Consider the following 26,213-nt stretch of genomic DNA (forward strand, 5'->3'; position numbering starts at 1 on the left):
CCCTAATTAATTTTGGTGTTCACACTGCGGAATGCTTTTGTCAGAAATCTACTAATGACCGAGACTAATGCCATTTACAATTAAAAATTAAAAATGTCCAACTAAAAATTATGATTTTTAATTTTTAATTTTTAATTTTCAATCTTTAATTTTTAATTGCTTGGTGTCAGATGCCGATCGCAATATTAGCTTTCGGTTTCTTCGCCGTCAGCGTCGGCGTCGTCGGGATCTACATAATTGGGGTCATCCAATTCTTCGATTTCGCCATCATATTCCGCGCCTTCGTAACCACCTTCGTAGTCGTAGTCTTCGTCAGCGTCGCCGCCTTGTTGACCGTGACGACCTTCGTAGATGGCATCAGCCAACTTGCCGACAATCAGTTTGATCGATCGAATAGCATCGTCGTTTGCTGGAATCGCAATGTCAACCAAATCCGGGTCGCAGTTGGTATCCAACAGAGAGACGATGGGAATTCCCAGCTTTTGGCATTCCAACACAGCATTATACTCGCGGCGTTGGTCTACTAGGACAACTCCGTCGGGAATCTTACGCATAGTTTTGATTCCGCCCAGATACTTCTGGAGTTTTGCCATTTCTCGGCGCAGCACGGAAGCTTCTTTTTTCGGCAACATATCTAGGGCGCCGATTTCCTCGCGGCGCTCCAAATCCTTGAGGCGCTCGACGCGGGACTTAATCGTTGTCCAGTTGGTGAGCATTCCTCCCAGCCAGCGCTGGTTGACGTAGTAAGCACCGCAGCGTTGAGCTTCTTGGGCTACAATCCCGGCAGCTTGGCGCTTTGTACCGACGAACAAAAACTTTTTACCTTTTTCCGAGGCCACTCTCATGTACTCGTAGGCGTCTTCCATAAGCTGAGCGGTTTGCACGAGGTCGATGATGTGAACCCCGTTGCGCTCTGTGAAAATGTAGGGAGACATTTTCGGGTTCCACCGGCGGGTTTGGTGTCCGAAGTGAACCCCTGACTCTAACATTTGAGCCAAACTAACTACTGGCATTGTATTTTTAACTCCTGTATTCGGGTTAATCCTCCACCCGGTCGTATTTCTGAGGGTTTGCGCCCTCGAAACACCCGAAAACCCGGATGTGCGAATTTAAACAACTTTTCTAGTCTATCACGAGAAGCACCACTTTTTCTGACTGTTTTAGATCCGTAGGGTTGGGTTATCCGTAGGGTTGTATGGGCGGGTTCGGTTGGGGGTGGGGACGCGGAGGATAGAGGTCGATCGCGTCGCGGTGCTTAAAAAACTCTAAAAAATCCAAAATCCAGGTGGGAGGTTGCAAAAGCCTTTGTTAGCTTGTGAGAGAATGGCGTAGAAGCTGCGTGTCTTGTGCCTTCTTTCGTTCGATCGAGCTTTTATCCATTTTGTTCGATCGGCAATTCTGCCGGCTTGAGCAGAAAAAATTAGTTTAAAGCTGCAACACTTCTAGGGATAAATTAAAAAAAGACTATTCATTACTCCAATCCTCACTCCAATCCTCGGACTTCCAGCTAGAGATCTCCCTCATCCCTTCTCGCTTGCAAGCGAGTAAGCTGTCAACTGTCAACTGTCAAGAGGGCGAGCACGGCGCGGCACCGCCCCTACAACTGTCAACTGTCAACTATCAACTGAATACCGTGCCCTCTCGATCCGCAAAAAACCTAAAGCTAAAAATGCCATGCCCATCCCCATTCTCGTCCTGCTTGAAGTTCTAATTGTCATCGCACTTTCTCGGCTTGTCGGCTTAGCATTTCGAGCGATAAAACAACCTCAAGTTATTGGAGAAATTGTAGCAGGAATTATGCTCGGGCCTTCTCTCCTCGGTTTGGTTGCACCAGATTTAGGAGCAGCACTTTTTCCAGCGGAGGCCGTTCCTTTCCTCAACGTGTTATCTGAGGTAGGGCTAATATTTTTCATGTTCTTGATTGGTTTAGAACTCAATCCTAAGTATCTAAAAAACAATTTAGATGTAGCAATTTTAACATCACACGTCAGCATTTTAGTGCCGTTTTCCCTGGGAAGCTTCCTAGCACTGCTGTTGTACCCGATAGTTTCAAATAATAGCGTTTCGTTTACAGCATTTGCGATGTTTTTGGGCGCTGCGATGTCAATTACTGCCTTTCCGGTGCTGGCAAGAATTATTACAGAGCACAACTTGCAGAATACCAAATTGGGGACGCTAGCTCTGACTTGCGCTGCGGTAGACGATGTGACGGCCTGGTGTTTGTTGGCGGTGGCGATCGCAGTTACGCGCACTAACTCGATGGTTGGGGCTTTACCGACAATTTTTGAATCTATAGTCTACATCGGTTTCATGCTGACTGTAGTCCGCTGGTTCTTGCAACGGCTTTCCAAGCACTACAACCGCACCGGCAAGTTATCTCAATTAGTGCTATCCGGTATTTACATGGGAGTTGTAGCATCGGCTTTAATTACTGAATGGATCGGCATTCACTTAATTTTCGGTGCTTTTTTGCTGGGTGCTGCTATGCCCAAGAATGCCGGACTTACCAGAGAATTAGCTGAGAAAACCGAAGATTTTGTCCTGATATTTCTGCTGCCAATATTTTTTGCTTACAGCGGTTTGCGGACTCAAATCGGCCTGCTCAACAGTCCCGAATTGTGGCTGCTGTGCGCGGCAGTTTTGGGAGTAGCAATTGTTGGTAAATATTTCGGGACTTACGTTGCTGCCCGAGTCTGCGGCATTAGTAACCGGGAAGCTTCGGCGCTGGGCTGGATGATGAATACTCGCGGTTTGACTGAACTGATTGTGCTGAATATCGGTCTTTCTCTGGGGGTGATTTCGCCACTGCTATTTACGATGTTAGTCATCATGGCTTTGGTGACAACTTTTATGACTTCGCCGCTGTTGGAGTGGACTTATCCGAAAAGGCTGATTCGGTTAGATATCTCAGAAGTTAGCCCGGATGACTCACAATTAGAAGATTCACAAAGTGCTGAGGAATCGGGAAAAACTGCTGAAAAATTGCTGCCAACTTATCGAATTTTAGTACCTGTTGCTAATCCTACTACTCAGAAAGGTTTGCTCAAATTAGCGATCGCCCTGGCGCAGCCTGCTGCGGATACAGGGGGTAGCGATTTGCAGTCGGCGGCGGTTCATCCTCTGAGTTTGATCGAATTAAATGAAAATTATGGTTTTGAAAGTACGCCCGTAGAAGCCGATCGCATTATTCAGGAACGCCGCTCGAAATTATCAGAATTGATAGACAGTTTGGAATTGCCGGATGCGAAAAAATTCGTGCACCCAATCATTCGGGTTACTAAAGATGTGGCGCGGGAAACGGCGCAAATTGCGGAACTCGATCGCGCGGATTTGATTTTGGTAGGATGGCACAGGCCGACTTTTAGCAGCAACCGTTTGGGAGGGCGTGTCGGCCAAATTCTCAGCAACGCTACTGTGGATGTAGCAATTTTTGTTGACAGAGGTAGGGAACGGTTGAATAATTTGTTAGTGCCTTATGCGGCAAATATTCACGATGATTTAGGGTTGGAATTGGCGCTGAGACTGTTGGTTAATAGCGAGGAACGTCGTTTGACTGTGCTGCGGGTGGCGGTTGACGGGGCAGAGGGAAATGAGCTGAGTTATGAGTTTCAGCGAGTTATGGATCGGTTGCCGGTAGAAGTGCGATCGCGCATTGAAACTCCGATTGTGGAGGCTGCTGAACCTATTCAAGCGGTGGTGGCGGCTTCTGCTAATGCTGATTTGACGATCGCGGGTACGAGTCGGGAGTGGGGAATTGAACGCCAAACTCTGGGACGGTATACTGATGAATTGGCGGTGCAGTGTCATTCTTCGCTGCTGATTGCGCGCTGTTACGTGAAAGTGCGATCGCACTTGGCTTCGGTACTTGTTGACAGTTGACAGTTGGTTATTGGTTATTGGTTATTGGTTATTGGTTATTAGTTATTTGTGAGCGGCTACCAATGCCCAATGCCCAATGCCCTGCGCGGGCCTTCTTCCCAATTCCCAATTCCCAATTCCCAATTCCCAATTCCCAATTCCCCATTCCCCATTCCCCAGATTATGAATCATTTAAGCCTTAAATCGCTGGCATTTTACGGAATTGCGATCGGCTCCGTTTCGCTACTGTTTAAAGTGGTCACTGCTTACGGCGAAACAAGTTTAAAAGCGGCTCCGGCAATTGCCGGAAGTTATCGCTTCGATCCTAAAAGTTTGCCGGAATGTCTGAAATCTGATACTTTGACCTTGACAATCGAGCAATCGGGTGTTTATTTGAGCGGTAATTTGCGATCGGGTAATAGCGAGGGCGATCGCGCAAACACAGCCGAGGAGAAACCTTCTTTAGCAGGCAAGTGGGAAAATCAAGGATTGAGCTTAGAGGGTGCAGTTCCTAATTTAGTCGGTTGCAGCGACTCCGGAGCGATCGGTCAAAAGAGCTATGTTAAACTGCGAGGAATTGTCGAAAAAGACAGCATCAACGGAAAAATAAGTCTGACGGAGCGGGCGGCGGCTACTAATTTTACGGCTCAAAAAGAAGCGGTGGCGAAGCCTCAGCAGAAGCAACCACATTAAAGGTGTTGATTTCAATCGCACCGTCAGAAAACTGGTAGAAGCCCCGGAAAGATCGGGCTCCAACCCAAAAGTTGAGATCGAAGTTGAAGATCCAGATTTATCTGTGGAGTAAATCTGAAATCTAAAATCAATCGATGCTTTGGAAAAATAACACGGTTAGAATCAGGCAATTACTAACAGTGTGAGAGATGAAAATTGCTCCAAATTGGGTGGTGACTTTAAAACTTCTTTTCGGAGGACGGCGGGTGAGGGTGAATGAGCGTTTGAATTCAGTAGGAACAGCAGTTTTCTTCTTCCCGTATAGGGTGTTTTCTAACAGTTCTAATGCTTGCCATTTTGCGAGAAAAGTGACTAGCAGTATCGAGAGGGCGATGCCAGTTATTATGAAGTAAAAATCTCGCTCGCCTCCTAATAATATATAATCGATTAGCCGTTCCCGTAAATCTTTTGAAAGCACGCTTTCAAGGCCGAAGAAGACTAGCCAACCGATACAAGTGCAAGAGAGATTGAGGATGGCTGCATATTCAACGCTGGTTTTGGGGCCGAGTTTCAGTAGTTTTTGCAAGAACCATGATTCGATCGCGATCGCCAAAAACATGGCTAGAATTTGTACCAACACAGTCCGAAACGGGAAAACAGTTGCAATCATTAGTTTTGCTCCTATGTCTGCTTCCCGATCGTACCTGACACGCTAGAAAACGGCTGTATGCCCCAGCCCCTCTTTGAAGAGCGATCGCCAGATGGTGACACTTAAGCCACTAGCCGCCAATGGTGCTAAAGTGAAGTCAGAATATAGAACTGAGCGATAAAAATAAAATATCCCAGAGGAGTCTCCGGTTCAAAAATTACCTGGGCCAAGACCCCCCCTGTCCGTATATTGTGTTGAAATGGATGTTGCCGTGATCTTAATGCCGTCAGAAACTTCGCTTACCGAGTCAAACCCGTTGATTTTAGACAGTTTGCCAGATTTGTCGCCGAACGAGGGTGGGTGTCCCCGCCGGACTAGATTGCAAATTGACTTGATGTTGCTGGCGATCGAGGCCTTGTATCTCGGAGGTGCGGAAGAAATGCTGGCAGTGTCAAAGGAGCTGGAATTGGAGTCAATTGTCAAAAATCGCGTTGCCTTTTGGCAGATGCGAAATACTAATCCGCTGAGACGCTATGCCCAACGCCGCTCCCTGACAGTTGTGGAGGCAAAGGCGCTGGTGGCTATCGCCTGTAATATGGCGCGCAAGTTAACTGCGACAATTCGGCAGTTGCTGCTAGATTCGCAGCAGTTGCGATCGAAAAATCTTCCCCTCAGTCAGAATTTGCAGCTTGCCGAGTATTTAGAACGTTTTCGAGCTCATTTTCGATCGCGCATGAACCCGAAGCGATCGGTGGTGGCAGCTTATAATTCTGACGACAAGCTCAACGAATTAGCTTTGAACTTGTTGAGCAAACTGCTATTTTGTACAGGCACAGCCGGAATGCAGCGCTTCTGGGTTAGCCTGTTTGATGGAGAAATTGAATAACAATGACTATTAGGCGTCAGTACAGTCTGCCAAATTGCACCCTGGTTCTAGAAGGGTTGAGCGATGGCTCGGCATCCAGCCAGCTAGAAATGCGGCCGGTGCTTTCGATATTGATGAGCGTTGAATGCTATGTGACAGGCCTCGGCGAGCCCCTCAGCGGAGGACGGGAGTTTTTTGAAAGCTTGGTGAGGAATGTTAGCAGCTACGCTCAAGAATTTATGAGCGGAGTGCATTATCCCGATCGCTACGGCCCGAATTTGGGTATGGTACAGTTGCACAGAATTGACGGGAATTCCCACCGTTTGACCGTTCTACCCGCCGAAGCTGGCAGCGCCACCCAAATCGATCGAAAACCAGAAGTGTCGGCACAGGTAGATTTGACGACGGTACAGCTATTTGATTTGGTAGAGGCGATCGATCAATTTTTTGCCGACACCCAGACGCTGCCGGAATTGTCGCTGCAATTAACTCCAATTTCCAAGCGTTATATCAAGTCTGCCGAACCTTTGGCGAAGCGCAGTTTGCCTGCGGTGGTGGGGGTGTCGAGTTTGGCAATGGCTGCGATGGCGTTTTTCTTGGTACCAGTGCCGGAAGTCCAGCGCCCGAGAGATCCAGTGCCGCAGCCGAATCCAGCAGGCCAAAATCTGGGCACGCCGAATTCCGGTGGTTCGGGTTCGCCGAATCCCAATCCCACGCCGGCGGCTGACGGTTTGCTTGGGGATAAAACTCCGAAAGTTGTTGAATCGACTTCACCAACTCCGAGCACTTCGCCGCAGTCGGACACTTCACCCTTGGCCACGCCGCAGTCGAACATTTCACCGGAAAGCACGCCCACTCCTGTTGCTGAAGGTTTGGCAAGCCCTGGGGCGGCAGTCGTGGCGATTACCGATCCGGCAGAAATCGATCTGTTGAAGGGTAAACTTTCCCAGCAAATTGACGGAGTTTTGAAGAATCAGCCTGCTGTTGCTGCGGAGTTGGTTTATCGGGTAAGTGTGGCTAAAGATGGGGCGATTGTCGGTTACAAGTCGGAAAATTCCGCAGCAGTCGATCGATCCGAAGCGCCGTTGTCCGAGTTGCTTTACAAACCGGTTGGTACTAGGCCGCCTGCGGAACCGCTGGCTGATTTCCGAGTAGTTATTGCACCGGGCGGTACTGCGGCTGTCACCCCTTGGTAAAGGTTCGTAGTGAGGAATGCGAGTCCGCATAAAGAAGGACTGAAGTCCTCACTACTAACTTGGTTGACTTTGTAGGGTGTGCACGGCGCACAGGTTGACTTTGATGGAATGATTAAAAACTATGTTGGCATCTGACTCAAAAAATCTTAAGTTATTACGCTATAAGGGACTGGCTATGGTGCTCATAGCAGCCACTTTATGGGGACTTTCTGGTACGGTGGCACAAAGGCTTTTTCAAGATGAGGGATTTACTCCCGGTTGGTTGGTTACAATGCGCCTTCTTATCTCAGGAATATTGTTATTAATAATTGGAGGTTTCCGAAAGAACTTCAACCAAGTTTTTGCTGTGTGGAATGCTCCCCAAGATCGGATTCGATTAGTGATTTTTGGAATTTTTGGTATGTTGGGAGTGCAGTATACCTATTTCGCAGCTATTCAAACTGGTAATGCTGCTACAGCAACATTATTGCAATATTTGGCTCCATTATTTATTATGATTTACTTAGCAGTAAAGTACAAGGGAATTCCTAGTATTCAAGAGTTTATAGCCTTAGGATTTGCTTTGTTAGGTACATTTCTTCTCGTAACAAATGGATCTATTCACCACTTGTCAGTCTCCATTACATCAATAGCATGGGGATTAAGTTCTGCAATTGCACTTGCATTTTACACATTATATCCATCAAATTTGTTACAACGTTGGGGTGCTGAAGCAATCATTGGGTGGGGCATGATTATAGGAGGGATTGCATTATGCCCGATCGCTTCTCCTTGGCAAATTCAAGGTCAACATTGGTCTGTTATTACTGGTTTGTTTGTTAGTTTTGTGATTATATTTGGCACATTAATCGCTTTTTATCTATATCTAGACAGTCTTCGATATATTACACCTACAGAAGCGAGTTTGTTGGCAAGTGCAGAGCCTGTGTCGGCTGTAGCTGCATCAATTATTTGGCTTCGCTTACCACTGAGTCTTGTTGAAGGACTCGGTGGACTATGTATTATTAGTACAGTGTTGATGTTGTTGCTATTTCCCAAACAACCAAGCAAAACATTATTAAATCCAACTAGAGATGATAACTCTTCCTTGAGATAACAAGTCATTTCTTGAGGGATATATTAGCCTTTGTCATAGAAATAAGGCTTTGCTGTGCGGGACGGCACTCAGGTATAATTCCATAGTTATCGGATATGATATCATTCAAAGTCCTGTCGGTGCGATCGGCTCAATGTCTGGATCGAATCCACCAACTTGATTTGTGCGAATTATCCACAAAAAAGCCCCCTGTTTTAAGAGGATTTTGGCGATCGCATCTTGGGTACGCCTCGGCAGCATTGTTCGGTAACTCATAGCAGCTTTGAACGAATTCACGATGCCAGCAACAAAGCTTTTTTTTAGTTCCGAATCAATACCCGCCAATCTCGCATTTTTGCGCCAATCTGGACGGACAACACCGAGGGGAATTAATACTTTTTCTAAACTCTCTCCTAAAGCTACTAACTGGTTAAATCTTTCGGTTTGTGCGGCGGTGGGATGTGTTTTCAGCCAGTCTTGAATCTGAGGATTTGACTCAATTTCCGCAGTAATTTTTTTAATTGTCGCGTAAATTGCCTGACTGGAATCTTGCACGCAAGAAGTTGCTGGCGTGACTAAACTGGCGCCGGTGCCGTCTCCGCTGCGGTAGCGCGCCATCATGATATCTAGTTGCTGGTTGAATTCGGTTAAGGGTGACAAGGTGATGCCGTCAAAGTCGTAGTCGCAACACACGCAGTCTAATTTACAGATGATATCGCACACCGGGCGATCGCCCAACCAGCCGCGCTGCAAGTCTCCCATGTAACTTTGCCATTTGCTGGAACCTGCTACAATTCCGTCTGGATTGTGGGCATAAACTTGTTTGTATTCTATGTCAAAACGCAGTTCGCCGGTAAAGCGATCGCGCACAACTTTTGCTACTCCAAAAGCAAAATGTCCGGTGACAATTCTCAGCGGTGTCGGTTCGCCTTTTTTGCCGCCGATACCGCCGAAAGAGTGAATCACTATACCGATATCTCCTTCTTCCCAAGGGGAGATTGAATCGTTTTCTGTAGCATCATGTGGCACCAACAATACTCGTTTGGCTTGTCCTTTTTGCGCCCTAGTATTTAACCAGTTTTGGTCTTTTAAATAAGCGAGAGATTTTTGTAACCCGAAATGTGTTTCATCTGGGATTAATTGGGCAATTTTCCGGGGTTCGATTCCTTGAACTACAAAAATATTATCTTCATCTCTTGCGCCGTAAATATACCAGCCGTCTGGGTTGAATGGCGATTGTTCGATTTGGTGATTGGTAGACCTCGCTATGCCATTTTTGTCTGGCTGTACTTGGGGAATCCGAATGATTTCGGCAGCGCCGTCAAATTGTTGGGATGTTTTGCTGAAATGCCGGACAATAAATTTGTCGCTGTCGGGTTCTGGGCGCTGTAAAATTGAGACTAAGGCACAGAAACGTCCGATAATTTGTACTGGTTCGCGATCGATAATTAGTTCTTGCTGGTCGCTGTTGCTGTGGTTGATGGCAATCACCGGTCTCCGCAACATCACAGTCACGCTGTCTTCGCGCCTGCTACCGGCTAGAGTTTCTAAAGGGCCGACATTGCGCCAGCCGTTCAATCTATCTGGATGGATGTTGCCTGATTTTTGACTTTTTTGAGTTTGTTTGGTGAAACTGATATCTTGACTGACGGCGTGGACAAAAAATTGTACTTGGCGGTCTGTACTCCACTTCAAAAATGCTATTTTGCCAATGAAATTTTGATGTTTTTTGGGTGCATTAATCACTTCAAAAAAAACCGATCCATAAATCTGGCGCTGTTCGTTTGATGGCAAAATCAAGCGCCCGTGCCAAAGTGCGATCGGGTTGTATAGATGGGCAACTGCTGCTGAATCTTCGCAGACTATCTCTGGCTCAATCGCTTCTAAAGTATCGCTTTCTGGTTCCCAAGAAACCGCCGGATAATTTGGATCGTTCTCGACAAATTGCGGTTCTAAAAAAACGTTTTTACCTGCGGCAATATTGGCAGTTGAATGTCGCGCTTTTGGGCGTAATTTAAATTTCAAAAAATGGCGATTTTCCTCCAGCTTGTCCTGCAACCAATTGACAAAAACCCGAACAAAAATAAAAGCTGTGAGACCAAAAATCACAGCCAAGGCTGTCAGCCCCAGAGTCAAAAGAAATTGCTCTAAAGATTGACCGGAAAGTAAAATAATTTTGGGCCAAATCAAAGAATATGCCGCCATAAATATATCTAAAAACGAGTTTTAGGTTCGATCCAGTCTGTGCTGGCTTGAGTGCCGAAAACTAGGGGTTTGTCTTGGGTGACAGATACCGTTTGGCCAGTCATATCGACGGCACAAAGAGGCCAAGATCGATCGCCCAAATGACCGGCACGGAACAGAACTTGTCCGGGGCAAACTTGACTCCAACCCAACAATACAGCATGGGTGTAAAGACTGCGAGCCGGAGCAACGGTATAAGTGTAATTATCATTTTTATCCCAAATGACCGCGTAGTCGGACATATCGGAAGAGTTGAACAAGGCTTCAAATTCGCGGGCGAGAACCCGGGAACCCTCTTGATTCCAAGAAACAGGCACTAAAATTGCGATCGTCCCGGACATATCTGTGTCATCGCTAGCATACATTCCGCTTTCGGCCAGTGGCGAAGCAGCCGCCACTGTTTGCAGTTCCCCAGTTTTGAGATTTTCCACAAACATGACACTGCTAACCCGACAGCGGGCCAATTCCGGCTGTACTTGCAATTCAATTCGACTGTAAGCTGCGTATTGGCCGTTAGTTGAAACGAGGGAAGGACTCCGATAGTAGCGGATACCTGTGCCAGCATTTGAACTCACCTTAGCGTGAGTCTGATTAATCCATTCCCAAGGCACGGGATAGGGGCTATTTAAAGGGTCAGGCATCATTTTTTTTCCAAAAGTTCTACAGTATTATCTAACAGATTCAGCCTGAGGCGCTGGACATTATAAATTTGGTTTGTGTCGGAAATGCTGTGCCGCCAAACCCCAGATTTGTAGAAACCGAGTTGATTTTTCAGATTTGAGATTTGTCCTCCAATCTCAAATCTCAAATCTCAAATCTAAAATTGGATATATAGGATAGTATCGAAATTAATCTGGTATGTGTACCGAGAGGGAGGAACCATGACGCGATATTCTAAGGAAAAACCTTCAATTCCCCCCACTCGCGTCTCGAAGTCGCGGGGAAAAGGTTTGTTTTTACTGTCGCTAATCTTTAGACTGCTGTTGCTGGGAGTAGGCAGCGGTTTTGCGTGGGTTTTGGGGATGGCGATCGCCCAAATTTATCCATCACGCGCCACCCAAATGCCGATCGCCGAGAGATTGCTGCGCGTAACTCAAAATTTGACCTCCAGCCCGAAACGCGCCCCAGCAACGCCAATTCCAGCGCTTCCTGCACCAACCGCTACACCAACTCCCCAGTCGAAAGTCAATCCCGCCCAGAGAGAGAAGTTGCAGGGAGATTTAAGAAAGTTGCAAGGCGAGCTCAACGCGCTAATTGGGCGCACAGCAGCTTTAGAAAGTCAGTTGGGTAGCAGCCGCCCGACGGAAAGTTTGGAAAAGCGGTTGCAGTTGATGTCGCAGGAATTGGCTGCAACCCCAACGGAGACAACTCCTCCTTTAGCTTTACCCGCGCCGAGCCCTCTGGATGGTAACGCGCAGCCACAGAATCCGAGAAATCCGGTATTTGCAGGGGATGGGCTGATGGTAACTTTGCCCAGCGATGTTTTATTTAATACTGGCAGCATTTCTCTGCGGGCGGGCACCAGTGCGATTTTGGACAATTTGGTGGCGGAGTTGCGGAGTTACGAGGGTGCAACGGTGCGGGTTGCAGGGCACACTGACGACGCCGGGGAAGAGGCCGAAAATCGCAATGTATCGTTTGCGCGGGCTCAGGCTGTGGTGCAGTATTTGTCTGGTGTGCTCGGGCAGAAGTATCATTGGGTGGCGATCGGCTACGGGGAAAGTCGCCCTTCGGTAGATAATAGTTCTGAGATCAACCGGCAACGCAACCGTCGCATTGAAGTGGCAATTAGTCCTTAGTCCTTAGTCATGGGGCATTGGGCATTGGGCATTGGGCATTGGGCATGGGGCAAACAGGGCAAACAGGGCAAACAGGGCATGGGCCAAACAGGGCATTAGGTCATTGGGCTTGTAGATACTAGACTTAGGATTGATAAAGCAACCGCAGATTTAAGGCAGATTAACACAGACGAACGCAGATAATTTCAAGAGAGTTTGTGGCTGTGGCAATTTTGTCTAGTTTTTTCAATTCACTGTGCCGAATTTTAGGAAAAATCATGCAACATTATTTGTAGGGTGTGTCGCCGCCAACCATCTCTAAAATTAACAAAAAATCGAGCGACGCACCGGATTATTGTAGGGTGTGTCGCCGGCAACCATCTGTAAATTTAACCAATAATCTCAGGGCGACGCACCCGATCAAATATTTCTGAAAACAAGCCTTTGACAAGTTTGGTGTTTGTGCAAATAATTTTAATTAGTCGTATCAGGTGCGTCGCCCTAAGATTGTCGGTATTCAGTTAGGAATTTATCGCAGGCGACACACCCTACAAGCTGTCAACTATCAACTGTCAACTGTCAACTGTCAACTGTCAACTGTTGAAGCCGAAGGTGTCAAAGGCGGTAAATCAGAATTATTTTTAGCTTGATTTATTGTCTCTCGATATTCGCTCCTCAGCTTCGGTTTTAAATACAAGTTTTCAATCAAAGCAGCTACTCCCGCAAACCAAGGCGGCACAATTACCGCCCCGATAATTCCTAATACTTGTACGCCTCCCAAGACAGACAGCAATTGATACAATGGATGCACCCCAACCGAAGAACCAACCAGCAAAGGATCTAGTACGTAAGTTTCTAAGTTTTGGATAAATACAAACAGCAGCAATACCCACAACAACACCCATCCACCCTTAGCTAAAGCGACGATTAAGGCGGGTACTGCGCCCAAAACCGGGCCAATGAAGGGAATCAGATTTGTCACACCTGCGATCGCACCCAAGCCCAAAGCAAACTCCGGCATCCCCAAAAAGCTCAAACCTGCGGTGATAAATATCCCTAAAATCCCCGAAACTAACACCCGCCCGCGAATGTAACTCCCCATTCTTTGCCCGATGGGCGTGGCTTGGGCGGCGAGTTTTGTATCCCAAGGTTTCGGGAAAAACTGCACCAAACTTTTAATTAATGTGTCGCTGTCGGCTACCATGTAGCCGGAAATAAATAATGCTAAAACTAGGCTGAAGAAGCCGCCGAGAATGCCTCTTGTTAAACTGTACGATCGCAAAACCAGTTGTTGGCTCGATCGAATCAGCCAATTTGTCAGCGATTGAGTATCCAGCAACTGATTCACCAAAGCAGGTGCATCATCGGTGAGGCGACTGGCTAAGCTAGTGGCTACCATTTCCAGACTTTCGGCGTAAACTGGTAACTGTCGCACCAGTAACTCTATTTGCTCGATGACTGTCGGCCCGATTAACACTACCGTCCCGCTGAATCCGCCAATCAGAGTTAAATAAACCAGAATCACCGCCAGCCAGCGGGGCACGCGCATGGTTTCGGCCCAATTGACGATCGGGACGATCGAAGCAGCCAGCACCACTGATATCATCAGAATTACTAGCAGACTCCGCAATTGCCACAGCAGCACTAGCAGCAAGGACGATGCTACAATGAGCAGCAAGTTAGGTATAGAAATTGTAATCCGCTGTTCAGACATGATTAAATAATTATATTGTTGCCGATCGTGTCACCCTTGATTTCATAATAAACTATATGATATAAATAGTGTGATTGAGATTATGAAAGTGCATTCAAGCAGTGGGAATGTCTTTGCTGACTTAGGACTCCCCAATTCTGATGAACTATTGATTAAGGCAGAACTAGCTCATTCAATCAGTGAATTAATCTCGGAACGCCAACTAACCAAAATTGAAGCAGAAAAGCTCTTAGGAATCGATCGATCCAAAATATCAGCATTGATGCGCGGTAAATTATCCGAGTTCTCTAGAGAACGCCTATTTTATTTTCTCAACGCACTCGGCAGCAATATATAGATTCGGATTGCCCGCTCGCAACCAAATGCCCAAGCTCAAACTCGCATTATTGTAACCTAAACTAAAAAACATTTAGTTTTGTTGGCATTGTGAAAACTCTTAAAAATCTTGTGGGTGGGCCGGAGAACCCGCCCCAATATCCAAGTTAGCACATAAAAAATCAAAACATTAATTATGCAGCCGCAATATTCTACTGAAAATTCATCTGCAATTTCATCTATCAAATCGCCAACGCTGTTTTACGAATGGCAAAAATATCGCTGTGCTTATGATGTTTATCAACCAACTACTGCGACAGAAGATAGCATACCGTTGTTATTAATTCATCCCATAGGAGTTGGATTGTCAAGAGTCTTTTGGCAGAGATTTTGCGAAAGTTGGTACAAATCAGGCAACACAAATCCGATTTACAATCCCGACCTTTTGGGCTGCGGCGATTGCGAAATGCCCGCTGTGGCTTGCTATCCTAGCGATTGGGCGGCACAGTTGCAGTTTTTCTTGGAGACTGTAGTAAAAAAACCTGCGATCGTCCTCGTGCAAGGTGCTTTACTGTGTGTAGCCTTGGAATTAGCCAAATTGCAGCAGAAAAGCGGTTCTAATTTAATCCATTCCTTAGTCCTCGCCGGGCCTCCAGCTTGGGCGGTGATGAACAAACATTCGACAGATAGAGAGCAAAGAATCGTCTGGAATTTGTTAGACTCTCCCTTGGGAAACGCTTTTTATCGATACGCCAGACGCGCTAAATTTTTGCGCTCTTTTTCTGGAAAACAACTGTTTGGCGATGCTGCAAATGTTGATAGCGAATGGTTGGATGCTTTGCAAGCTGGGGCGGCAAATCCTGACAGCCGTCATGCAGTTTTCTCGTTTTTAGCTGGTTTTTGGCGCCAGGATTACACTAGCACGATTCAACAGTTTAGGAATCCGGCACTCGTTGTCATGGGAGAAAAAGCCTCAAGCATCAGTCAATCGGGTAAGGAAGAAAAACCCGATGAAAGATTAGCGCAATATTTGGCTAACTTTGCCAATGCTGAGGGTTTATTAATGCCGGGGCGCAACGTTTTACCCTACGAATCCACCTCAGAATTTGTAGCGGCGGTTGCTGAGTTTGCGAATAAGTTAAATAAATAAAAAATCATTTGTTAGTAGTACGGACTTCAGTCCGTCCAAGAGGAATGAATTCCTCACTACAAACCCAGGTTCGTAGTACGGACTTCAGTCCGTCCAAGAGGAATGAATTCCTCACTACAAACCCAGGTTCGTAGTACGGACTTCAGTCCGTCCAAGAGGAATAAATTCCAGGTTCGTAGTACGGACTTCAGTCCGTCCAAGAGGAATGAATTCCTCACTACGAACCAGTTTTTTAACCGCGATGCCAAATCGTGGTACCATCCTTTTGGTCAATCAAAGTAATTCCTTTATCCTTAAGTTCATTGCGAATACGATCGCCCTCAGCGAAATTTCTAGCTATCCGGGCATCCTTCCGCTGCTGAATCATCGCCTCAATTTCCGCATCACTCAAACCGCCAACCGCCGCATCGCTGTCAGCTTCCGGCTGCACCTCCAAGCCCAAAACCCCCGCCAAACTGATCAAAGTCAGCCACTTTTGCTGCAACAATTCCGGCAAAGTTTCAGTTTTGCCCTGATGCACCAAAATATTGCTTTCTTTACCCAATTCCTTAGCAAGTTCAAACAAAACAGCCAAAGCAGCCGGAGTATTGAAATCATTGTCCATCGCTGCTTGGAATTCCTCTACAGCTTTGGCATCTTGTTCAGTTTTCTCAACATCCCAACTCAGTTTATCGGCATATCGGAGTCCAAAAAGCAAGCCTTCGTTGATAGTATTCCAGCCATTTCGAGCAGATGCGATCGCATCTTCAGTAAAATCTATCTGACTGCGATACTGCGCCATAAACACAAACAGCCTCACCGCCATCGGTTCCACCGCTTTTGACTTATCGCTTTGATTCTTGCTCCCCCCCTTAGCAAGGGGGGGCTGGGGGGGGTCAGATTCACTCTGACTCCCCCCCTTAGCAAGGGGGGGCTGGGGGGGGTCAGATTCACTCTGACTCCCCCCCTCAGCAAGGGCAGATTCAGCTTCACTCTTACTCCCCCCCTTACCAAGGGGGGGCTGGGGGGAATCAGATTCCAAATCGCCCGACCAATTCCCCTCCAACAAATCGCGAATAGTAATAAAATTGTGCAAAGACTTCGACATCTTTCTGCCATTGACAGTCACAAAAGCATTGTGCATCCAATAATTAGCCAGAGACTTGCCAGTCGCAGCTTCAGATTGAGCAATTTCGTTCTCGTGATGCGGAAAAGTTAAATCGGAACCGCCGCAGTGAATATCAATAGTTTCGCCCAAGCAATCGCGCACCATCGCCGAACATTCAATGTGCCATCCGGGGCGACCTTTTCCCCAAGATGATTCCCAAAAAGGTTCACCGGGTTTAGCACTTTTCCACAAAGCGAAATCTGAAGAATCTTGCTTTTTTTGAGCTTCTATTTCGGCGGTTTCTAATCTGCCGCTAGCCCCGACTTCCATTTCTTCCAACTTGCGGCCGGAAAGTTTTCCGTAGTTGTCAAACTTGCGAACGCTGTAGTAAACGTCGCCGCTGTTGGCATAGGCAAAACCTTTGTTTTCTAACTCGTGAATCAGCCGTTTGATGCCGTCGATTGAGTGGGTGGCGCGGGGATATTCATCGGCCCTGAGAATATTTAGTTTGTCCATGTCGGCAAAATATTCGTCGATGAAGCGATCGGCTACCGCTTCCATTGTAGAATTTGTTTCGCGGGCGCGATCGAGAATCTTGTCATCAATATCGGTAAAATTCTGTACGTAGCGAACATCGTAGCCGCGCCACATCAGATATCGGCGCACCATATCCCAAACAATGTAAGCGCGGGCGTGGCCGACGTGGCAGTAATCGTACACCGTAACGCCGCAGCAATACATCCGCACCTTTGAGGGTTCGAGGGGCTCGAAAGGTGATTCGCGGCGGGTCAAGCTGTTGTAAAGCGTTAGGGACATGGGATTTGAGATTTTGGATTGATGTATTGCTCTAATTTATTATATTAGTTTGTAGTGTGGACTTTAGTCCGCAAATTTTAAAGAATTCAGTTTGTAGTGCGGACTTTAGTCCGCAGGTTTGTAAAGACTTTCGTCCGATAGGGCGAACCAATCTTAATTATAGTCGATCGAGCGGACACGATCTCACTCGGCGGTTGAAACCGCAGCTATACAAACGAAGTCTGCCTCCGCCGACTGAGAGGTAATTATCCAAGATTTAGAAGGATTACCAAACATCTGTTAAATCTAAGACAAATCCGGGCAATACATCTTCCCCTGACAAAGCAACTGTATCAATCGGCGGTTGAAACCGCAGCTATACAAACGAAGTCTGCCTCCGCCGACTGAGAGATAATTATCCAGGATTTAGAAAGATTACCAAACATCTGTTAAATCTAAGACAAATCCGGGCAATACATCTTCCCCGGATAAAGTGGTAGGATGAGCTAATATTTCGACAGCTCGATCGCACCTGTATATCTCTACTTTCTGGTTTTTGCGATCGATCAACCAGCCCAAACGCGCTCCATTAGCGATGTATTCTCGCATTTTTTCTCGCAATGGTTCCATGTTGTCAGATTTAGAGCGCAATTCTACAACAAAATCGGGACAAATGGGAGCAAAACCTTCTTGTTCTTTGGCTGTGAGGGCTTGCCACCGTTCTAATTTAACCCAGGAAGCATCAGGAGAGCGATCGGCACCATTGGGCAGTTGAAAACCGCTAGAAGAGTCAAATGCTATTCCCAGCTTGGTTTGGCGATTCCACAGCCAGATTTGTCCTGAAATATCTAGGTTTCGATTGCCAGTTTCGCTTCCAGTGGGCGCCATAACGATTAATTCTCCTGTAGCAGTTCTCTCTAGCCTTAAGTCACGGTTGACAGCCGCAATTTCCTGGAACTGTTCGTGAGTTACTTTGAAGGTTTGGGGAATGGTGATGGTGTTGTTGAGCATATTGTGCGGCCTCGCGATGGCTATTACCTATTCTATGTCAGTCCTGGACGCGCTTCGATCGAAGAAACCGGGTTTTTATCAGAATAATTCGCTATGAATCACAGATTTGGGCAAAAACCCGGTTTCTCAATCTTCGATTTTTGAGTATCCTGTGAGATATGAGTTAGAATTGGGGTTGAAAAGCTCCACATTGCGATCGCCCGCGATCGCAATCAACTGTGGCTTCCATCTACAATCTACAATCTGCAATCCGATGACTTCACTCCCAGCCAACCGCGCCAAAACACTCAAAGAAGCTTACCGCGCTTGCGATGTCAAGCCTCTGACGGGCGATGATATGGCCCGATATTATGTGGATTTGTCGGCAGTACGCAACACAGAAGCTATAGAACTTGTCAGCACTAAACTGGAGTATCAGAATCCAGGGGAATTTGACACAATTTTGTTTACGGGGCATCGAGGATGTGGCAAAAGTACGGAGTTAAAACGGATTCAGTCGCGGTGGGAAAATGAGTATCGGGTAATTTACATAGAGTTCGATCTGGAACTGGATGTTAATGATACTGAATATACCGATCTATATTTGCTTTTCATCAAACAATTAGCTGATGATTTAACTAAACTACAGTTAAAATTTGATCCAGAAATCTTGAAAAGTTTTGAATTGTGGTTTAAGGAAGTCACTAAAGAAACAGAAGAAACTGTTCAATCTTCCGTCAGCATCGAAACCGAAGCAAGTGGAGGTATAGAAATTCCGTTTATTTCTAAGCTAACAGCCAAATTGATCGGTCAAATTCGAGGTTCTAGCCAACAAAAACAGGTGATTCGTGAAACTCTTAAACGCAATACATCCAGATTGTTGACAGATATTAATCTGTTGTTTAAAGATGCTTTTGATAAGCTGAGACGCAAATATCCAGACCGCTATGAGAAAGGATTTTTGCTAATTGTTGACAACTTGGATCGCGTTAATCCAGAGGTTGGCAATCATTTGTTTTTTGATTATAATAGTCAACTTCAAGGGCTAGCCTCTACAATTATTTATACAGTACCTATTTCGGTAATTTATTCAGACAAAAATATTAGCAATTTGTTTGAAAGCAATCTCAATATAGTGCCAATGGTCAATATTTATGAATTTAACCGCAGTGAATGCGATCTAGATCATAATCAGCAAAAATTAGATGGAGTTGCTAGTTTAATTGAACAGCGGATTGATGTTGCTGCTATATTTGCCGATCGAGAACAGTTGCTACAATTGGTAAAAGCCAGTGGTGGTCATGTGCGACAATTGATGCAGATAACTCGATCGGCTTGTCTGACAGCTACAACTCGCAAACACCCTAAAATTTTGGCTGAAGATGTCACTTATGCTTTGAAGCAACAGCAATTTGACTTTGAAAGGTCTACTCCTACGCCTGAATATTATACAACTTTAGCGCAAGTTTGCATCAAAAAAGATATTGCTAAAGATGCAATGGGACAAAAGTTGTTATTCAATCTTTCCGTTTTGGAATACAACGGAAGTAGTCGGTGGAATTATGTCAACCCACTCGTAAAACAAAGTTATGCTTTCCAACAAGCCCTGGCATCAATCCAAGGAAATCCCTGAATTACATCAGCAAAGGATAATTGAATTCAATCAAGAGTCTTTTGACCAATTGCTGACGTTTGTCGATATTGTTCCCGACGATGCCTTTGATTTGGGATTTATTGACTGTAATTTTGCTGGGGATAGAGATGCAATTATTCAGGCTTTAATTAGTCATCCCGATTGTCAAGAGATGCAGTTTGAGATTTGGGATTTTCCCGATCCTGAGATGCGCTTTTTGTTGGATGAAATTCTGAAGGTTTTGCCAACAGTTAAGGTTCAACCAGACAAGAAGTTGATTTTCATTGTGCGGGGGGTGGAAAATGCGATCGGGATGACGGGGGAATATCCGCCGATGTTGGTGGATTTTAATTGGGTGCGAGATGCTTATCCGGTGATGGTACCGCATCTAATGCTGTTTTGTTTGCCAGATTATGCGATTACGCGAGTTGCTAATTATGCGCCGGATTTTTGGGCCTGGAATTCGGGAACTTTTGTGTTCAAAACTCCGGCAAATACTAGGGATGATGCGATTTCTCAAACTCTGGATGCTAGCAAAGGTATTAGCAATTGCGAGGTTCCAGAAAAGCAGGAACGGATTGATTTATTGAAACGGTTATTGATTGAATATACTCCCTCGAATGGGCGCGAGGAAACTCCAGGGGATTTGAAGACTCGGATTAGGGTTTTGAATGATTTGGGAATTGCCTATCGCAGTCGGAGTGAATATAAATCAGCAAAATATTATCTAGAACAAGCGTTGGATTTGGCGAAGGATGATGAAAATTTAGGCGATGTTAAGGCAAATTCCTTGCATGAATTAGCAATTATTGAGTGCAATGTAGGGGAAATTGAAAAGGCAATTACTTTAGAACAGCAAGCTATGGAAATCTTTGAACGCATCGGCGATGTTCAAGGGAAATCTGCTACTTTGCACTGTCTAGCCATAATCTATGCGAATAAAGGAGATGTAGAAAAGGCGATCGCATTTTATCAACAATCTCTCGAACTTAAGGAAAAAATTGGCGATGTTCAAGGGAAAGCTGCTACTTTGCACTGTCTAGCAGGAATCTATGCGAATCAAGGAGAAGTAGAAAAGGCGATCGCCTTTTGTCAAGAATCACTCGAAATTTACGAAAAACTTGGCAATGTTCAAGGTAAAGCTACTACTTTGCATAATCTAGCAACATTTTATGCAAATCAAAGGGAAGTAGAAAAGGCGATCGCATTTTATCAACAATCTCTCGAAATTTACCAAAAAATTGGCGATGTTCAAGGGAAAGCTGCTACTTTGCACCAACTAGCAATAATCTATGCCAATCAAGGGGAAGTAGAAAAGGCGATCGCATTTTATCAACAATCTCTCGAACTTAAGGAAAAAATTGGCGATGTTCAAGGGAAAGCTACTACTTTACACAATCTAGCAGGAATCTATGCAAATCTTGGGGAAGTAGAAAAGGCGATCGCATTTTATCAACAATCTCTCGAACTTAAGGAAAAAATTGGCGATGTTCAAGGGAAAGCTGCTACTTTTGCAATGCTTGGACAGTTGTTAGCAGATGAGAAGGGAGATTTTGACGAAGCTTTGAATTATTTACAGCAATCTTTGGAGATTTTACAGCATTTGCGATCGCCCGATGCGGAGATAGTGAAGGAAATTATTGCTGAGGTTGAGCAGATGGATGGAGATCGTAAGTTTGCGCGCGGGATTTAGAAACCGGGTTTCTCGCGAATATCTCGTGAGGATGCGTAAAATCTCGTAGAAACCCGGTTTCTGGCCGCCCCCACCCACAAAACTCTCCAAACCCATCACCAGCCCCCGTCCCAGAATATGTCATCAAAGCCTGACATTTGTCCGAACATCGATCCCCTGACGCTCTAATATATCAACATTCCCTGACATATTGATCCCCAAAATCACGAAAATGCGTATAAGTACCCATGATTCAGGCAAAAGACCCCTTGACCAGACCGGGAATTGTCTGCAACATTAAGTCATGACAAAGCGATCCCAAAGAAATGCTTTGATTGAGCAGCTTTGGGAGTCAGATAGCGCGTGTGCTGCCTGCACAGCGTTGCTAGCAGCACCGATCGCACTCGCAAAATCGATCTTGTTTGTAAATCAAGAATCGATAGATAAAGCTTTATTTAGATCGGACGGTGCGCGCAGAAGCCCCCAAGTCAAAAACCCCGATCGCAATTGGGGACAAGACAAGCTAAAAACTAGCAAGGCTTCAAAGGTTGGAGAGATTAAGAAGCTCGATCGTACTTGTATTTAAAAGAGTTTCTAACTCAAAAAATCAACACATTAGTGTTGAATCGAAAAATCTAACCCGCCATCCAAATTAGTGGAGAACAAACTCATGGCAAAAGAACGCCCACCATTAGAAGAGATGACTTTGCGACAACTCCGCAGAGTTGCTAGCGAATGTGGAGTCTCTCGCTACAGCCGGATGCGGAAATCGCAACTTCTGGCATCAATTCAAGAAATTCAGCGCAACAAGTTTTCATACAGTCCATCTCGCAAACTAGAGGCACAAGAAGCAGTGGAAGCAGCAAAGTTTGAACTAGGTCAAGAAGATAGAACAGGCGGTTCGTTGTCGTCTGTAGATGAAGGTTTAGCAGATTTGCCCAACGGTTACGGTGAAAGCCGGGTTGTTTTGATGCCCCGCGATCCAGAATGGGCTTACACCTACTGGGATATCCCCAACGATCGCAAAGAAGAATTGCGCCGCCAAGGCGGACAGCAACTCGCCCTCCGGATCTACGACGTTACAGATGTTAACCTCGACATCCAAAGCCCCCACAGCATTCAAGAATATCCCTGCGACGAACTGGCGCGGGAATGGTACGTGCCAATCCCCGTTAGCGATCGCGATTATGCGATCGACATCGGCTACCGCTGTGCAGACGGCCGTTGGTTGGTACTGGCGCGATCGGCAGAAGTCCGCGTCCCGCCCATCTATCCTAGTGACTGGATTGAAGACCAATTCATCACCCTCGACTGGGAAGAAGACTTGCGCGGCCAAACCTTCGCGGAACTGGTTCCCCCAGCCAAGAAAATGGCAAAAGCCACCAACGGCGGTTACAGCACCGGCAACGCCATCTACGAACAAATCTTCGGCATGGCAGAATCGGCAGAATCGATGCGCGTAGCAGGTTCGATGTTCGGTTCCATGCAGCACGTTGCAGGTTCGATCCAGCAATCCGCAATCCACGAACAAGCTTTGAGTTCCTACGTATTCCCCTCCGGTGTCGGAATGTGGGCTGGGGCCGGAATCTCTGCCCTCACCGCGTCAGGTGTGGGTATGTCCGGCCTGACTGCCTCAGGTGTGGGTATGTCCGGCCTGACTGCCTCAGGTGTGGGTATGTCGGGCCTCACGATGTCCGGTGTCGGAATGTCTGGCCTCACGATGTCCGGTTTCGGTATGTCCTCCGGTGTCGGTATGTCGGGAGTTGGCTTTGCCGCCCCGATGCGCCCCCGCCAATTCTGGTTAGTTGCTGATGCTGAATTGATCGTCTACGGCGCCACCGAACCAGACGCCACCGTTTATGTAGGCGGACAACCAATCAAACTGAATGCTGACGGCACTTTCCGGTTCCAGATGTCTTTCCAAGACGGCTTGATCGACTATCCGATTTTTGCAGTAGCAGCAGACGGCGAACAAAACCGCGCTGTCCACATGAAATTCGAGCGCGAAACCCCTGAACGTCGCACCAACACTAAGGAAGATTCTGTTGTGGAATGGTTGGGCTAATCGTAAATGTCGATCGCGATCCCGGTAGGTGTTTGGGTTTGTGCCAATTTTTTAACCATCACAAGGCCTACCCGGAGCAAATGGCGATTTGTTAGGGTTAGTTTCAGACAACAACCCATAACACCCCCTATACACCGTTCTCCTATTTTGAGGAGCGGTGTTTTTTGTATTTAGAAGAAAGAAGGAAGAAGGAAGTTCGGCAACGGATTGTGTAACGGATGTAACGGATGTAACGGATGTAACGGATGTCAGTCATCAGGAAGAAGGGAGAAGGAAGAAGGAAGAAAGAAGAAAGAAGAAGGAAGGAAGAAGGAAGAAGGAAGGAAGAAGGAAGAAGGAAGGAAGAAGGAAGAAGAATGATTTATTTGTAGGGTGCGTGAGGGCGAGAAATCTTTAAATCGACACTTCGAGACTATGACTCACGCACGAGGAGCATCTGTGTTTTGCATTAGTGCGAGCGTCCCCGCTCGCGTATTATACAATACGCGAGCGGGGACAGCACTATAAGAAAAAATGCTTTTTACAAAAATGAGATACTCCCCACGCACCGCCCCAACGATTGAATCATATGAATGCTAGCGTCAACGATATTAGACACTCATCTCAAGATCTATCTGTAGATAGATGTTTGCTTAACTTGCGATCGAACTTGTAATCTCAAAATTTGTACTTTTCACTCAATAATTATTAAGTAAGCTAAAGTTCACTTATATTTTCATTGCACAAACTCGGTAAATCCCGCAAAACGAAAGAAAGCGAGTTATGAGATCAGTAAGGCGATCGCACAGCCATATCTCAAAAGCCAATGCCAAAAATAAATTCCCCGCCCCAGCGAAGGCAAAAGCGTCCCCGTCTTGTAGCCTTATTCGCTGTCACATTAGTCGCCGTCTTGCTGTTATTTATTCTGCCCGCACTGACTCAGCAGCCAGTTGTGCTGACGATGTTAATGCAAGGGCAAGACATTCTCAACTGGAAACCGTTTGTCAAAGAATTTGAACAGAAAAACCGCGACATTCGCATCAACCTCGTCGAAGGGCCATTTGACACAAACCTCGTCGAAAATCTTTACACATCTGCCTTTCTTTTAGGCGAATCGCCCTACGACATCATCAACATGGATATCGTTTGGGTTCCCAAATTTGCCGCCGCAGGTTGGGTAAGGGATTTAACCGACAAAATTCCCCCCGAACAACTTGCAAAATTCATCCCCGGTAACGTTGAAGGTGGGCGGTATCGGGGCAAACTTTACCGAATTCCCCACGCTTCGGATGCAGGAATGCTTTATTACCGCAAAGACATTTTAAAACAAGCCGGAATTCCTGCACCTAAAAATTTTGAAGAGATGGTAAAAATCTCTCAAAACTTACAGCAACAAGGAAAAGCAACTTGGGGTTATCTGTGGCAAGGTAAACAATACGAAGGAGTATCTGCGATGTTTGTCGAAGTGCTCTCGGGTTTCGGCGGCTTCTGGGCTAACCCTCAAACTTTTGAAGTTGGGTTAGATAAACCCGAGGCTATTAAAGCAGTGGAATTTCTCAAAAATACGATCGCCTCTGGCATCTCTCCAGCGGGTGTTACTACCTACGGCGAAGAAGAAACCAGGCTGTTGTTTCAAAACGGCAAAGCGCTGTTTTTGCGAAACTGGCCCTATGTTTGGAAGCTAGCAAACGCCGAGGGATCTAAAGTGAGAGGCAAAATTGCGATCGAGCCAATGCTCAGCAGTATCGGTAAAACAGGCGGTTCCTGCTTGGGCGGCTGGGGCTGGGGAATATCCAAAACCTCAAAACATCCAGAACAAGCCTGGAAAGCAATTAAATACCTCACCAGCGAGGAAACCCAGCGCAAATTCATTTTAGAAACAGGTTTAGTTCCCAGTTACAAATCCCTATTTACTGACAAAGAAATAGTCGCAAAATATCCACACTACCCGCAACTCCTAAAAGTAGTTGAAAAACCAGCTTTGCGCCCGCCCATAGCACAATACGCTCAAGCTTCTGATATTTTGCAGCGCTATTTGAGTTCAGCTTTTACCGGGAAAATGACTGCGACACAAGCAATGAAAGCGGCGGCTAGTGAAACTCGCAATTTATTAGGAAGTTAGAAACAACCCAAAGCTTGATAAAGCTGGTTCGTAGTGAGGACTTCAGTCCTTAAAAAAACTTCCTTATTTGGTTCGTAGTGAGGACTTCAGTCCTTAAAAAAACTTCCTTATTTGGTTCGTAGTGAGGACTTCAGTCCTTAAAAAACTTTCTTATTTGGTTCGTAGTGAGGACTTCAGTCCTTAAAAAAACTTTCTTATTTGGTTCGTAGTGAGGACTTCAGTCCTTAAAAAAACTTTCTTATTTGGTTCGTAGTGAGGACTTCAGTCCTTAAAAAACTTTCTTATTTGGTTCGTAGTGAGGACTTCAGTCCTTAAAAAACTTTCTTATTTGGTTCGTAGTGAGGACTTCAGTCC

21 protein-coding genes are annotated in these 26,213 nt (G+C 46.0%); 14 read left to right on the forward strand and 7 right to left on the reverse strand.

Features of this window, described 5'->3' with window-relative positions:
- Positions 1 to 185: 185 nt before the first annotated feature.
- A complete protein-coding gene (gene rpsB / locus QZ938_RS07735; protein ID WP_293149102.1) occupies positions 186 to 1,013 on the reverse strand; it encodes a 30S ribosomal protein S2 in 828 nt (275 codons plus the stop codon).
- 661 nt (positions 1,014 to 1,674) lie between these two features.
- On the opposite strand from rpsB, the gene QZ938_RS07740 reads away from it, so the two are divergent.
- Both QZ938_RS07740 and QZ938_RS07745 read left to right on the forward strand, forming a co-directional pair.
- Complete coding sequence (locus QZ938_RS07740; protein WP_293350315.1) at positions 1,675 to 3,879, forward strand: cation:proton antiporter; 2,205 nt, start codon at positions 1,675 to 1,677, stop codon at positions 3,877 to 3,879.
- A gap of 69 nt (positions 3,880 to 3,948) precedes the next feature.
- Entirely contained in the window at positions 3,949 to 4,551 is a 603-nt protein-coding gene (locus QZ938_RS07745) for a hypothetical protein (RefSeq protein WP_293350312.1), read from the forward strand.
- Positions 4,552 to 4,678: 127 nt separating this feature from the next.
- Here QZ938_RS07745 and fraC read toward each other — a convergent pair whose 3' ends face one another.
- A complete protein-coding gene (fraC, locus tag QZ938_RS07750) occupies positions 4,679 to 5,200 on the reverse strand; it encodes a filament integrity protein FraC (protein WP_293149108.1) in 522 nt (173 codons plus the stop codon).
- Between the two features lie 238 nt (positions 5,201 to 5,438).
- On the opposite strand from fraC, the gene QZ938_RS07755 reads away from it, so the two are divergent.
- The 3 genes from QZ938_RS07755 to QZ938_RS07765 all read left to right on the forward strand — a co-directional run bounded on the left by QZ938_RS07755 (position 5,439) and on the right by QZ938_RS07765 (position 8,336).
- Entirely contained in the window at positions 5,439 to 6,065 is a 627-nt protein-coding gene (locus QZ938_RS07755; RefSeq protein WP_293350309.1) for a DUF3038 domain-containing protein, read from the forward strand.
- A gap of 2 nt (positions 6,066 to 6,067) precedes the next feature.
- A complete protein-coding gene (locus QZ938_RS07760; RefSeq protein ID WP_293350306.1) occupies positions 6,068 to 7,240 on the forward strand; it encodes a DUF4335 domain-containing protein in 1,173 nt (390 codons plus the stop codon).
- A 121-nt stretch (positions 7,241 to 7,361) separates the two neighbouring features.
- A complete protein-coding gene (locus QZ938_RS07765; protein WP_293363223.1) occupies positions 7,362 to 8,336 on the forward strand; it encodes a DMT family transporter in 975 nt (324 codons plus the stop codon).
- Positions 8,337 to 8,441: 105 nt separating this feature from the next.
- On the opposite strand, the gene QZ938_RS07770 is transcribed toward QZ938_RS07765, so the two are convergent.
- A complete protein-coding gene (locus QZ938_RS07770; RefSeq protein ID WP_293350301.1) occupies positions 8,442 to 10,520 on the reverse strand; it encodes an abortive infection protein in 2,079 nt (692 codons plus the stop codon).
- 8 nt (positions 10,521 to 10,528) lie between these two features.
- Positions 10,529 to 11,203, reverse strand: coding sequence for a hypothetical protein (locus QZ938_RS07775; protein WP_293350298.1), 675 nt, complete (start codon positions 11,201 to 11,203; stop codon positions 10,529 to 10,531).
- Positions 11,204 to 11,440: 237 nt separating this feature from the next.
- Here QZ938_RS07775 and QZ938_RS07780 point away from each other — a divergent pair, with 237 nt between their 5' ends.
- The gene (locus QZ938_RS07780) at positions 11,441 to 12,358 is read left to right on the forward strand and encodes an OmpA family protein (RefSeq protein ID WP_293350295.1); all 918 of its coding nucleotides are present in this window, start codon (positions 11,441 to 11,443) and stop codon (positions 12,356 to 12,358) included.
- Positions 12,359 to 12,923: 565 nt separating this feature from the next.
- On the opposite strand, the gene QZ938_RS07785 is transcribed toward QZ938_RS07780, so the two are convergent.
- Complete coding sequence (locus QZ938_RS07785) at positions 12,924 to 14,051, reverse strand: AI-2E family transporter (protein WP_293350292.1); 1,128 nt, start codon at positions 14,049 to 14,051, stop codon at positions 12,924 to 12,926.
- Between the two features lie 82 nt (positions 14,052 to 14,133).
- Between QZ938_RS07785 and QZ938_RS07790 the strand changes: the two genes are divergently transcribed.
- Together QZ938_RS07790 and QZ938_RS07795 are read left to right on the forward strand one after the other, a co-directional pair.
- Positions 14,134 to 14,388: a helix-turn-helix domain-containing protein gene (locus QZ938_RS07790; RefSeq protein WP_293350289.1), complete on the forward strand. Its 255-nt coding sequence runs from the start codon at positions 14,134 to 14,136 to the stop codon at positions 14,386 to 14,388.
- Positions 14,389 to 14,562: 174 nt separating this feature from the next.
- Entirely contained in the window at positions 14,563 to 15,516 is a 954-nt protein-coding gene (locus tag QZ938_RS07795; protein WP_293350286.1) for an alpha/beta hydrolase, read from the forward strand.
- Between the two features lie 232 nt (positions 15,517 to 15,748).
- On the opposite strand, the gene cysS is transcribed toward QZ938_RS07795, so the two are convergent.
- Positions 15,749 to 17,419, reverse strand: coding sequence for a cysteine--tRNA ligase (gene cysS / locus QZ938_RS07800; protein WP_293350283.1), 1,671 nt, complete (start codon positions 17,417 to 17,419; stop codon positions 15,749 to 15,751).
- 414 nt (positions 17,420 to 17,833) lie between these two features.
- Positions 17,834 to 18,409 carry a Uma2 family endonuclease gene (locus QZ938_RS07805; RefSeq protein ID WP_293350280.1) on the reverse strand — a complete coding sequence of 192 codons (576 nt, stop codon included), beginning with the start codon at positions 18,407 to 18,409 and terminating at the stop codon, positions 17,834 to 17,836.
- 106 nt (positions 18,410 to 18,515) lie between these two features.
- On the opposite strand from QZ938_RS07805, the gene QZ938_RS07810 reads away from it, so the two are divergent.
- The 6 genes from QZ938_RS07810 to QZ938_RS07835 all read left to right on the forward strand — a co-directional run bounded on the left by QZ938_RS07810 (position 18,516) and on the right by QZ938_RS07835 (position 25,859).
- On the forward strand, positions 18,516 to 20,021 hold the full coding sequence (locus QZ938_RS07810; RefSeq protein WP_293350277.1) for a P-loop NTPase fold protein: 1,506 nt from the start codon (positions 18,516 to 18,518) through the stop codon (positions 20,019 to 20,021).
- Positions 19,978 to 21,714, forward strand: coding sequence for a lipopolysaccharide assembly protein LapB (locus QZ938_RS07815; RefSeq protein WP_293350274.1), 1,737 nt, complete (start codon positions 19,978 to 19,980; stop codon positions 21,712 to 21,714). The genes QZ938_RS07810 and QZ938_RS07815 overlap by 44 nt, the downstream gene beginning before the upstream one ends.
- 283 nt (positions 21,715 to 21,997) lie before the next feature.
- Complete coding sequence (locus tag QZ938_RS07820; protein WP_293350271.1) at positions 21,998 to 22,279, forward strand: hypothetical protein; 282 nt, start codon at positions 21,998 to 22,000, stop codon at positions 22,277 to 22,279.
- Positions 22,280 to 22,363: 84 nt separating this feature from the next.
- A complete protein-coding gene (locus QZ938_RS07825; RefSeq protein ID WP_293149135.1) occupies positions 22,364 to 23,758 on the forward strand; it encodes a DUF4912 domain-containing protein in 1,395 nt (464 codons plus the stop codon).
- A gap of 157 nt (positions 23,759 to 23,915) precedes the next feature.
- Complete coding sequence (locus tag QZ938_RS07830) at positions 23,916 to 24,155, forward strand: hypothetical protein (protein ID WP_293350268.1); 240 nt, start codon at positions 23,916 to 23,918, stop codon at positions 24,153 to 24,155.
- A 408-nt stretch (positions 24,156 to 24,563) separates the two neighbouring features.
- Positions 24,564 to 25,859, forward strand: a complete 1,296-nt coding sequence (locus QZ938_RS07835) for an ABC transporter substrate-binding protein (RefSeq protein ID WP_293350265.1) — start codon at positions 24,564 to 24,566, stop codon at positions 25,857 to 25,859.
- Positions 25,860 to 26,213 lie beyond the last annotated feature (354 nt).

The organism is Microcoleus sp. CAWBG27 (assembly GCF_020883145.1).
Taxonomy (GTDB): domain Bacteria; phylum Cyanobacteriota; class Cyanobacteriia; order Cyanobacteriales; family Microcoleaceae; genus Microcoleus.